Annotated in this window: 8 protein-coding genes and 2 pseudogenes; 9 read left to right on the top strand and 1 reads right to left on the bottom strand. The window is 51.6% G+C overall.

The features are described 5' to 3' along the window. Positions 1–103 precede the first annotated feature (103 nt). Together L1N85_RS12165 and L1N85_RS12160 are read left to right on the top strand one after the other, a co-directional pair. On the top strand, positions 104–2,740 hold the full coding sequence (locus tag L1N85_RS12165) for a glycosylhydrolase-like jelly roll fold domain-containing protein (protein WP_235238190.1): 2,637 nt from the start codon (positions 104–106) through the stop codon (positions 2,738–2,740). 5 nt (positions 2,741–2,745) lie between these two features. Beyond that, positions 2,746–3,621 carry a polysaccharide deacetylase family protein gene (locus L1N85_RS12160; protein WP_235238187.1) on the top strand — a complete coding sequence of 292 codons (876 nt, stop codon included), beginning with the start codon at positions 2,746–2,748 and terminating at the stop codon, positions 3,619–3,621. 21 nt (positions 3,622–3,642) lie between these two features. Here L1N85_RS12160 and L1N85_RS12155 read toward each other — a convergent pair. Then, a pseudogene (locus L1N85_RS12155) lies at positions 3,643–3,807 on the bottom strand (helix-turn-helix domain-containing protein); the annotation flags it as partial. 427 nt (positions 3,808–4,234) lie between these two features. Here L1N85_RS12155 and L1N85_RS12150 point away from each other — a divergent pair. The 7 genes and pseudogenes from L1N85_RS12150 to L1N85_RS12120 all read left to right on the top strand — a co-directional run. Then, positions 4,235–4,471: pseudogene (locus L1N85_RS12150) on the top strand (RNA-guided endonuclease InsQ/TnpB family protein); the annotation flags it as partial. A 44-nt stretch (positions 4,472–4,515) separates the two neighbouring features. Continuing rightward, entirely contained in the window at positions 4,516–5,430 is a 915-nt protein-coding gene (locus L1N85_RS12145) for a LacI family DNA-binding transcriptional regulator (RefSeq protein WP_235238185.1), read from the top strand. 77 nt (positions 5,431–5,507) lie between these two features. After that, positions 5,508–6,062, top strand: coding sequence for a glycerol-3-phosphate responsive antiterminator (locus L1N85_RS12140; RefSeq protein WP_235238184.1), 555 nt, complete (start codon positions 5,508–5,510; stop codon positions 6,060–6,062). Between the two features lie 27 nt (positions 6,063–6,089). Then, a complete protein-coding gene (glpK, locus tag L1N85_RS12135) occupies positions 6,090–7,580 on the top strand; it encodes a glycerol kinase GlpK (RefSeq protein WP_235238202.1) in 1,491 nt (496 codons plus the stop codon). Positions 7,581–7,725: 145 nt separating this feature from the next. Beyond that, positions 7,726–9,417, top strand: a complete 1,692-nt coding sequence (locus L1N85_RS12130) for a glycerol-3-phosphate dehydrogenase/oxidase (protein WP_407946368.1) — start codon at positions 7,726–7,728, stop codon at positions 9,415–9,417. Positions 9,418–9,647: 230 nt separating this feature from the next. Then, positions 9,648–10,418, top strand: coding sequence for a DeoR/GlpR family DNA-binding transcription regulator (locus L1N85_RS12125; protein WP_235238183.1), 771 nt, complete (start codon positions 9,648–9,650; stop codon positions 10,416–10,418). Positions 10,419–10,433: 15 nt separating this feature from the next. Then, the gene (locus L1N85_RS12120) at positions 10,434–11,435 is read left to right on the top strand and encodes a PHP domain-containing protein (RefSeq protein ID WP_235238181.1); all 1,002 of its coding nucleotides are present in this window, start codon (positions 10,434–10,436) and stop codon (positions 11,433–11,435) included. Positions 11,436–11,437 lie beyond the last annotated feature (2 nt).

The following is an 11,437-nucleotide window of genomic DNA, read 5'->3' as shown; positions in this document are numbered from 1 at the left end:
ACTACATTCTCCACCTGAACCTCTTAATCAGTCAAAGTTGAAATATTGAGAATGAGCGAGAAATCAGGAGAAAACATTACTTTATAGTGGGAGTGACAACAACATGAATATACGTATTGAAGAAGTGCTGGAAGGCAAAGAAGCGAATTATATTTTCCCGTTATTTTGGCAGCATGGGGAAGACGAAAGTGTCCTGCGGGAGGAAATGGCGCGCATTTACGAATCAGGCATCCGGGCCGTTTGTGTCGAAGCCCGGCCTCATTCAGATTATTTGGGACCAAAATGGTGGCAGGACATGGATGCAATTATGGAAGAAGCGCGGCAGCGCGGCATGCGGGTCTGGGTGCTCGATGATGACCACTTTCCGACAGGCCGTGCAGCAGGGAGGCTCAAGGATGCTCCCGATGAGCTCCGCCGACTGTTTCTGCACGAAAACCATATTGACGCTGTAGGTCCGATGAAGAACGGGTCTTTTTTTGTAGACGTTCCTGATAGCCCTTTTGCTCCCGCTCTTTCCAAAGGCGGCAATATCCTGGGAGTTATCGCGGCGAGACGCGATTCGCGAAACGGAGAACTGACTGGAGAAATGATCGATTTAACTTCACGCGTTGATAATGGCATCCTTCGCTGGGATATCCCGGAAGGGTACTGGCGCATTTTCATACTGATCGAAACCGGACTCGGCGGCAGCGCTGGGCAGGACGATTATATCAACCCGCTTGTCGCCGAGTCCGTCCGCGTTCTGATCGATACCGTCTATGAAGCATTTTATGAGCGCTATCGAAACGATTTCGGGCATACATTGGCGGGATTTTTCTCTGATGAACCCGGCTTCTATAACGACAAGGATACGTTTGATTTCAACTCGAAGCCCGGCAAGAAACGCGTTGTGCTGCCATGGAGCCGGGAGCTGCCCGGTCTGCTGAAGCAAGCGCTAGGTTCTGATTACCGGCTGTATCTGCCTTTGCTTTGGCATGAAGGCGGTAATCAAACAGCGGTTGCTCGCTTCACTTTTATGACTATCGTCAGCAAGCTGTATGCCGAGCGTTTCACTAATCAAATCGGCGACTGGTGCCGCGAGCGCCGTATAGAATATATCGGGCACGTTCTCGAAGACAACAACGTGCATGCCCGGTTAGGCAGCGGCGCAGGTCACTTCTTCCGCGCATTGTGGGGCCAAGACATGTCTGGGCTTGACGTGGTGCTGTGGCAGATCGTTCCGGGTTTCGACGAAGTTCCGTTCACTTGGGTGGCCGGGGAAACAGACAGCGAATTTTTCCACTATGGCCTAGCCAAGATGGCCGTTTCGCTCGGCCACATCGATCCGAAGAAGAAGGGCCGCACGATGGCCGAAGTGTTCGGGGCTTACGGATGGGCAGAGGGACTCAAGCTTATGAAATGGCTTACCGACCACATGCTTGTGCGCGGGGTCAATCACTTTGTCCCGCATGCGTTCTCCGCGAAGGAATTTCCGGATCCAGATTGTCCACCACATATGTATGCGCGGGGGAAAAATCCACAATATCGGTATTACAGGGAGCTGAACCTGTACACTAACCGGATCAGCCACCTTCTCTCGGGCGGATTGCATATTGCGACGGCTGCAGTACTGTATCACGCTGAGGCTGAGTGGTCCGGCAGCTATATGTATTTCCACAAGCCTGTAAAGGAATTGATGCGCAGTCAGATCGATTGCGACGTCCTGCCTGCCGATACACTTACGGAATCGGTTTCCGTCGAAAGCGGCAAGCTGAGGGTGCAAGAGGAAACGTTTGATTGCTTGATCGTGCCTTACAGTGAAGCGTTGCCGTCCAAGCTGCTTAACCGCTTGGCGGAATTGGCGGAGCATGGACTCCTTATCGTGTTTGTGGACGGCTTACCGGTTCGATCGAGTGAGGGAGACGAGGTGGGCGAAGCGCTTGGACGGCTTGACGCTCATGTAAGCATAAAGGTAGTTCCGCTCGGTAACTTGGCGGAATTTCTCAAGGAGAAAGGGCTTCAAGACATTAGGGTCAAGGGTGAGCAGCCTTACTTGCGCCATTATCATGTTGAGTATTCCGATCTTGGCGTTCATATGTTCACCAACGAACACCCGTTTCAAAGCATTGCAACAGAAGTCGTTCTTCCGGTCAAAGGACGCGTATTGTTGTACGATGCCTTCCGCAATGTCCTTTCAGAGTCAGGTGGTGTGGAAAGCGGGGACGGTACGAGCATGTCCTTGCGGCTCAGCCCCTACGAATCGGTGATCGTCCTGACGGGAACGGGGATGCTGGACATTCCGGCATCGAAACGGAGCGAAGAATCAATGAATGAAACGGTAATCGAGGGACCGTGGACGATTGCAACGGCGACTTCGGAGCAATATCCGTCCTTCGAAACGTGGGGGGAGGCTGAAGGACTGTCTGATATGAGTCTGCCGGGTAAATTGCCAACCTTCTCGGGAACGTTCCGGTATGAAATGAACTTCGATTGGATGCAGCAGGCGGACCGTGTCTTCCTTGATCTTGGAGAAGTCTTTGAAACCGCTGAGGTGCGGGTGAACGGACAATCGGCGGGCATTTGCATTTGTCCGCCGTACCGGTTGGACATCGGAGACTTCGTTCATACAGGAACGAATACGTTGACCATTGAGGTGACGAATACCCTGGTGAAGGAGCAGCGCGATTTCCTTTCCCATATTTCCCAACAAGAGTCGAGCGGACTTTTGGGACCCGTTCGTTTATGGAGAGGAGAAAACTAAAAGATATGGTTAAATTACCTTACTCCCCAGATGATCGACTGTTAATCTTAAACGCTGACGATTTCGGGATGTGCCATTCCACAAATCAAGCGATTAGTCATTTGTTGCGGGAAGGAGCTATTTCATCGGCCTCAATGATGATGACCTGTCCTTGGACATTGGAAGCGGCCTTGATCGCAAGCCGTAATTCTTATTTCGAGGTCGGCGTACACCTGACATTTACGAGCGAATGGGAAAACTACAAATGGGGGCCGGTCAGCCGAGGGAATGTAGATACGTTGGTAAATGATTTCGGCCATTTTCCTCCCGGTACTCTAACTGTGGAGACGAAAGCAGACTTCGAACAGGTGAAGCATGAAATCATTGCGCAAATCGAAATTGCCCGGCGTTTAGGTATAGATCCTACGAATCTGGATAATCATATGGGCTCACTTCAGGGCATTTTTACCGGAAGGCACTTTATGGAGATCGTAATGGATGTATGCGCGGAATATGGTCTTCCGTACCGATTCTCCAAGATTCCTCTTCCTTTCTTTAGCAGCGAAGAAGACGGGATAATCGTAGAGCTTGCGGAGAGAAAAGGTGTGAGAATCGTCGATGAGATCGTGGTGCTGCCTTTCATGCTTCAGGAAGGAGAAAATTATTCATCGGTCAAGCAAAACACAATTCAACTGCTTCGCGGTATAAAGGCGGGTATAACGGAGATGGTGTTTCACCCCTCATTGGATACGGATGAATTGAAAGCCATAACGGATACATGGCAGTCACGCCGTTATGAATTTGATTTATTTCAGGATGAGGATATTAAAGCAGTCATTCACGAAGAGAAAATCAAAATCATCGGGTGGCGTGAGCTTCGCGACTTACAACGAAAAGGTTGATTCAAAACATCGAGGAAGGGCCTAAACCATCTGCTCCAGACTCCGGTACGCTCCGGGCGCCATTTCGTACTTCTTTTTGAATACCCTATGGAAATACGGATAAGCGCCGAAGCCACAGCTTTCGGCAATCTGGTCGAGCGTCATCGAAGTATATTTCATCTGCTCTACTGCGGCGGACAACCGGATCATGCGCACATTCCATACAATGACCATGAATGTTGGGAAGACGTCTCCAGTGATACTGTTAGCGCAGTAACACGATTTTTGGAGGCGTCTTTTCCTTTCCCAGATTAACATCATGGTCATTATATCGGTCAATTGTTGGACATCTGAACCGTCAACTTACGACTAAATTAAATTGGCAGAAACACTAATTTCACATGCCTTAATGGAGCAGGGATTAAATACGGTAGTAGTAGAGAAGCAAGAAGTTGGGAGTGGAAGTACATATTCTGGCGCGAGATTGTTACAATTTCAGAATGATAAATCGCTGACGTCTTGATATGAAGACTTTTGGCAAAGAGAAGATAGGCTATAGCTAAAAAACTATCAATATATTATATTTTCTATTTAATAGTGGTATATTTTATAGAGGGACAAGACGGAAGGATAAGCTTGGTTGTACGAAGTATCGAACAACGTCACGAAGGAGGCGATTAAAGATGCTTGTGAGGCTTTCGATAAATTTTTCCAGAAGAAAGCCGGCTTCCCAAAGTATAAGAGCAGGAAGAAGTCTAAACCTGCATTCTATAATGATACGGAGAAGCTCAAAATCAACAAAGATCTTGTCCTCATCGAAAAGGTGGGATGGATGCCATGCAGTGAACCGCTGCCTATGAACACGAAGTATAGAGAATTGAACGCTGCAATCTTAGATTTTATGTAACGGAACGGTTGGCTACGATTAAAGATATAGCTGAGAAAGCAAAAGTGTCTATTGCGACGGTGTCACGGGTGCTTAACTACGACCCCGGTATTTCGGTTGCAGATGAGACACGCAAACGTATATTTGAAATTGCGCAAGAATTGAATTATAAAACGCTGCGTCAGCGAAATGGTCAAGCTGTGAAGGAGCGTTACAGGGTTGGGCTCGTGAACTGGTATTCTGATCAGGAGGAAATGCTCGATCCTTGGTCCGGTGAAACGCTCGACGGCGTGATTGCGATCGGCCGATTCGAGAAAGATGATTTGGAGCGTTTTCCCGAAGGCTTTGACAACATTGTCTTTGTCGATTCATCTCCTGACGACAATCGGTTCGATTCCGTTGTCATCAATTTGCGAAAGTCGGTTTCCGAACTGATCGATTATCTCATTGGCCTCGGCCATACGGCGATCGGTTATATCGGCGGGCATAATATCGTCAATAACAAGCGGGTGCAGGATGAGCGCGAGCTTGTATTTATGGAGCGTCTGTCTGCTCACGGGCTATACGATGCAGGGCTTGTTTTCACGGGAGATAATCTATATTCCGAGGACGGCTATAAACTGATGAAGACGGCGATTAGCGGAGAAAAGCTGCCAACGGCGTTTTTTATCGAAAATGATTCCAAGGCGGTCAGCGCGCTGCGTGCGCTGCATGAAGTGAAGCTGCGGGTGCCGAACGACGTTTCCATCGTCGGCTATAGCGACATCGCGATTTCTGAATTTTTGCAGCCGCCGCTTACAACCGTGAAAGTTCATATGGAGCATATAGGCGAGACGGCTGTTGAGCTGCTCGCGGATCGCATGGCGGCCAAACGGGAAATTGCCAAGAAGATCGTATTGCCGACCCGTCTGCAAGAGCGCGAGAGCAGCGGGAAGCCAGTGTAGAAATAAACAAGCCATTGCTATTGCGGAGAGCTGAAGTATTCAAGTGGAGCGTTAGTATACGCACGGAGGTGGCAAACTTGTCGTTATTATTGAACGGGCAAAACGTATTGCCGGCTGTGCATAAGGTTAAGGATGTGGAGGCGGTGCTGACCTCCCCTTTTTCATATATGGTGCTGCTCGGCGGGCATTTGGGTCAGCTGAAGAACATCGTGGACTTAGCCGGTCAGCATGGCAAAAAGGTGCTGCTTCACGCGGATCTGATCGACGGCTTGAAAAATGACGAATACGCGGCTGAGTTTCTATGCCAATCGATTCGGCCTGCGGGCATTATTTCTACCCGCGCCAGCGTGATCGGAAGAACGAAGCAGAACGGACTTATCGCCATCCAGCGCTTGTTTCTGATTGACTCGGATGCGCTGGAGAGAAGCTACACGGTTCTGGACAAGAACCGTCCCGATTATATCGAGGTGCTTCCGGGCGTTATCCCGGACATCATACGGGAGGTAAAGGAACGGAGCGGAATTCCGATTATCGCGGGAGGACTCATTCGGACGCAGGACCACGTCAGACAGGCGCTCGATGCGGGAGCTTCGGCCATCACGACATCGCGCAAGGAGTTGTGGCTGTCTTAGCATTTACAGATGGAAGAGGGGGAAATGATGGACACATACATGTTAGCGTTAGACCAAGGTACGACGAGCACAAGGGCACTGCTCGTTGATCGCAGCGGCTCGATTGTCGATATGGTTCGCGAGGAGCTGCCGCTGTACTATCCGCATTCGGGCTGGGTCGAAGCGGACGCGCTGTTTATTTGGGAATCGGCGAAGAAGGTGATCGCGGAGCTGCTTACGAAAACAGGCGTCACGGCGAAGCAGATTGCCGGCATCGGCATTACGAATCAACGCGAAACGACGGTTGTATGGGATAAGGCGACGGGCGCGCCGATTCACCCCGCGATCGTCTGGCAGTCTCGCCAAACGGCCGATATTTGCGAACGTCTTAAAGCCGGCGGCTATGAGCAAACGTTCCATGAACGCACGGGTCTGCTGATCGACGCTTATTTTTCGGGAACGAAAGTCAATTGGCTGCTGGAGCATGTCGACGGCGCGCGAGCGAGAGCGGAGCAGGGTGAGCTTCTGTTCGGCACGATCGATACGTGGCTCATCTGGAAGCTGACGGGCGGCCTGGTCCATGTGACCGACGTGACGAATGCATCCCGGACGCTTATGTTTAATATTCACGAGCGAAAGTGGGACGATGAGCTGCTGCGGATTTTGGACGTTCCCAAAGCCATGCTCCCGGAGGTTCGTTCCTCTTCGGAAGTATATGGCGAGCTTGATCCGGAGCTGTTCGGCTGCTGCATACCGGTGGCAGGCGCGGCTGGCGATCAGCAGGCGGCGCTTTTCGGCCAAAATGCGTTCCAAGAGGGAAGCACCAAAAATACGTACGGTACGGGCTGCTTTATGCTGATGAATACGGGTACGAAAGCGATCGTATCGGAAAAAGGGCTGCTCACGACGATAGCGTGGGAGGTTGACGGCAAGCTCGAGTACGCATTGGAAGGAAGCGTGTTTGTAGCGGGCGCCGCTATTCAATGGCTTCGCGACGGTATCCAGCTGATTGAAACCGCGGCGGAGACAGAGGTTTTGGCTGCAGAGATCGAGTCCACGGATGGCGTATATGTCGTTCCGGCATTCGTCGGGCTAGGCACGCCATATTGGAACAGCGACGTTCGAGGCGCGGTATTCGGCCTAACAAGAGGCACGTCGAAAGCCCATTTCGTACGGGCGGTTCTGGAATCGCTGGCGTATCAGACGAAGGATGTATTGTCGGTCATGGAGGAGGAGTCGGGACTGCCGCTGCAATCGTTGTCCGTGGACGGCGGAGCTGTGGCGAATGATTTGCTTATGCAATTCCAAAGCGATCTGCTCGGCGTACCGGTCGAGCGGCCGGTCGTGGGTGAATCGACGGCGCTGGGCGCGGCCTTTCTGGCGGGACTCGCCGTCGGCTTCTGGTCAAGTCGTGACGAGCTAGCCAAGCTGAGAAAGATAGATCGCGTATTTGCGCCATCCATGGAAACGGAAAAACGAGACGTTTTGTACGGCGGCTGGCATCGAGCGGTTAAAGCGGCTATGGCTTTCGCGCACTAATTATGATATACTGACGACAAGTTAATAACGGTTGGAGATTAGGAGAAACCACGAAGACCGCTTTCGATCCCGATTTGGGGAGAAGGAAGCGGTTTGAGTGGTTTTTTGTATATTATGATGAATAGAGGGCTGGGAGGCTATAAATATGACAGGGAATATAAGGAGAGAAGTTATGGGGTTTGGAGCTGGAAATCGGGTGGAGCTGCTTGCCGCGATGCAGATTTCGCCGATAGATGTATTAGTCATCGGGGGTGGAATTACGGGGGCGGGTATCGCTTTGGATGCCGCATCGCGCGGGATGAAGGTTGGGCTCGTGGAGATGCAGGATTTTGCCGCGGGGACTTCAAGCCGTTCGACGAAGCTTGTACACGGCGGCCTGCGTTATTTGAAGCAGCTTGAAATCGGCGTCGTTGCAGAGGTCGGCAAAGAGCGGGCGATCGTTTATGAGAATGGACCGCATGTCACGACGCCGGAATGGATGTTGCTTCCGCTTTATAAGGGGGGTACTTTCGGAAAGTTTTCGACTTCGATTGGCTTGCGGGTGTACGACTTTTTGGCAGGGGTGAAAAGAAAAGAACGGCGCAAAATGCTGAGCGTGGCAGATACGCTAACGAAAGAGCCATTATTGAAGCGCGAGGGACTTAAGGGGGGCGGCTACTATGTTGAATATCGGACGGACGATGCCAGGCTGACCATTGAAGTCATGAAGAAGGCGGTGGAAACGGGAGCGCTCGCCGTCAACTATGCCAAGGTGGAAACGCTGCGTTACGATGAGAACGGTAAGATTATGGGCGCTCTCGTTCGGGATATGATTAGCGGATCGGAATATGAGATTAAGGCGGCAAAAATCATTAATGCGACAGGTCCATGGGTGGACGAGCTGCGCAAGATGGACGGCTCCCAAAAAGGCAAAACGCTGAGGCTGACGAAGGGCGTTCACCTTGTGTTTGACCAAATCAGGTTCCCGCTGCGCCAAGCCGTTTATTTCGATACGCCGGACGGGCGCATGGTATTCGCGATTCCACGCGAAGGCAAAACCTATTTCGGTACGACTGATACGAATTATAACGGGGACACGGTCAATCCGGTTATGACGCTGGAGGATCGCACTTATTTGCTGAAGTCAGTTAACTTCATGTTCCCTGAGCTGAGGCTTGCCGAAGGCGATGTGGAATCGAGCTGGGCCGGACTTCGGCCGCTTATTCAGCAGGAAGGCAAGTCGCCTTCGGAAGTTTCGCGCCGGGACGAAATTTTTGTATCGCAATCCGGACTTATTTCCATTGCAGGCGGCAAGCTGACGGGCTATCGAAAAATGGCGGAGACCGTTATCGATAAAGTGGACGATTTACTGCAGCAAGGCGGATCGGGTGTTCGTTACGCTAACAGCAGCACAAAAACCATTCCGATGTCGGGTGGAGATGTCGGCGGGTCAGGTGCGTTTGAAGCGTTCGTGCAGAAGAGGACGGCCGAAGGCGTTCGCTTAGGCTTTACGAAAGAAGATGCGGCTTTTCTTGCAAGGCGGTATGGCTCTAACGCAGATAAGCTGTTCGCGCTTGCGGAGAGCGGATCGGAATGGACTGCAGCATTTGGATTGCCGCTTGTGGCGGCGGTACAGCTTCAATATTCGATTGAGAATGAAATGACTGTGAAGCCGGCAGACTTCTTCATCCGCAGGACCGGCGATTTGTTCTTCCGCATTGCGGAGGTACAGCGGTGGAAAGCCCCGGTCATCGCAGCTATGGCAAGCAAGCTCGCCTGGAGCGAAGAGCAGCGGACTGCTTATGCGGCGGAGCTCGAACAGAAGCTGGCGGAGGCGGTTGAGCCGCTAAGAGGCTAGAATTATAAAGAAGGACATCGTTTACTGAATTGCGCTTGCGTCAGTGAACGATGTCCTATTTTTTACGTTTAACCGATTGATAAGTATTGCCCTGAAGGGGTCCATAACAACGGTCACGAATCAACAATAAAGATGGTAAAATTAACTTGACACAAACAGGATTCGGTCATAAAATAAACAACAAACAACAAAATTGGTCATAAAATTCAACAATAAAGGTGGTGGCTGTGATGTCGCTGACGTTCGAGGAACGGAAAAAAACGATTTTGGAGCGGCTCGCCCGGGAGGAGAGGGTACAGGTTGTCGCCTTGTCCACGGATCTGAACGTATCTCCGGAAACGATCCGGCGCGATTTGGACCGGCTGGAAAAGGAAGGGCGCCTCAAAAAGGTGTACGGCGGCGCCGTTTCGGCGGGCATGGACAGCTCGGAGCCGCCTTTTTTGCATAGGACGCAAATGAATCCGGCGGAAAAGTCGTCCATCGGCCAGTTGGCCGCTTCGCTTGTGAAGGACGGCGAGACGATTATGATCGATAACGGGACGACGACGGTGGAAGTGATTCGTTATTTGCGCGACCGCAGCGATATTACGATCGTTACCCACTCCGTTCCTGCGCTGCTGCTCGCGATGGAAGTTTTCAAAGGCCGGATTATTTTTGCCGGAGGAGAGGTCAATTCGATTCAGCAGTCCACAACGGGCACGCTGGCGGAAAGCATGTTGCAGCAGTTCAAGGTGCACAAAGTTTTCATTTCCGTGGGCGGTATTTCCCTTGTAGAAGGCATTACGGACTACGATCTGAACGAAGCGGGCATGTCGCGCAAAATGATGGAGCGGGCGGAGGAAGCGATCGTGCTGGCGGATCACTCGAAATTCGGCAAAACGACGTTTGCCCGCATTTCTTCTCTGCAGGATGTGTCGATGATCATTTCGGACCGAGGCTGTCCGGCGGAATGGGTCGAACATTTAAAAGAGAGAGAGATTGAGCTGTTAATAGCCGAGTAGGAGGAGAAACACAACATGAAAGTCGATTTTCATTTTCATTTGGAAGAGGGACCGTATTCGACCGGATGGCTGCAGCGTACGGCCCGGGCTTTGGAGAACGTTCATCGCGGCAGCGGCAGGCTGGACCGGTCTTCCCATTCGCTGGAGTGGATCGGTCAGTTGACTGAGCTGCTGCGGGAGCGGGTGGAAAGAGGATGTTTTAGCCCGGAATGGCTGGCGTACTACTTCGAGCTTGGCAAGGAACGGGGGATCGGGCATTTCGGCATGGTCGACCACTTGTACCGGTTTACGGAATTCCGCCCTTATTATGAAAAACATATGATTTTGAACGAGTCGCCGTTAGGACGCATGCAGCAGTATTGGCTTGACCGGGTATGCGTGACGTCGATTGAGCCTTTCATTCAAGCGGTGCGCAAAGCGCAGCAGGACGGCTATCCGGTCTCACTCGGCGTGGAAGCGGATTATTTCCCGGGCGGCGAAGAGGAGCTGGGCGAGCTTTTGTCGCGCTATGAGCTCGATTATGTAATCGGCTCCGTACATTTTCTGGACGGTTGGGGCTTCGATAATCCGGAAACGCAGCATTTGTTCGCAGAGAAAGATTTGCCCGCTTTATACAATCAGTTGTTTGAAACGGTGAAAGGCGCGGCAGCGAGCGGTTTGTTCGATATGATCGCCCATCTGGACAATTTGAAGGTGTTCAATTACCGTCCGGACGAGAGCGTCCTTCTGCCGATGTACGAAGACGCAGCCGCAGCTTTGAAAAAGGCGGATGTGGCTACAGAACTGAACACGGGGCTTGCTTACCGGTACCCGGTAAAAGAAGCCTGCCCGAGCCCGGCCTTTTTGCAAGTGCTGCAGCGGCATGGCGTACCGATCACGCTCAGCTCCGATTCCCATTTTCCCGACGATATCGGAACGATGCTGGATGATGCGGCTGCTCTTCTTGACCGCGCAGGCTATACGGAGATTGTTTACTTTAAGGAAGGCCGGCGAATGACTACTCCTTTGAAAGATTGAGG

The organism is Paenibacillus alkaliterrae (assembly GCF_021532375.1).
GTDB classification, from domain to species: domain Bacteria; phylum Bacillota; class Bacilli; order Paenibacillales; family Paenibacillaceae; genus Pristimantibacillus; species Pristimantibacillus alkaliterrae.
This window is presented reverse-complemented; position numbering and strand designations above follow the sequence as displayed.

Bases quoted from the DNA above. Each gene is read 5' to 3' on its own strand.
- L1N85_RS12165 (WP_235238190.1), top strand. From the start codon at position 104: ATGAATATACGTATTGAAGAAGTGCTGGAAGGCAAAGAAGCGAATTAT.
- L1N85_RS12160 (WP_235238187.1), top strand. From the start codon at position 2,746: ATGGTTAAATTACCTTACTCCCCAGATGATCGACTGTTAATCTTAAAC.
- glpK (WP_235238202.1), top strand. From the start codon at position 6,090: ATGGACACATACATGTTAGCGTTAGACCAAGGTACGACGAGCACAAGG.
- L1N85_RS12130 (WP_407946368.1), top strand. From the start codon at position 7,726: ATGACAGGGAATATAAGGAGAGAAGTTATGGGGTTTGGAGCTGGAAAT.
- L1N85_RS12125 (WP_235238183.1), top strand. From the start codon at position 9,648: ATGTCGCTGACGTTCGAGGAACGGAAAAAAACGATTTTGGAGCGGCTC.
- L1N85_RS12120 (WP_235238181.1), top strand. From the start codon at position 10,434: ATGAAAGTCGATTTTCATTTTCATTTGGAAGAGGGACCGTATTCGACC.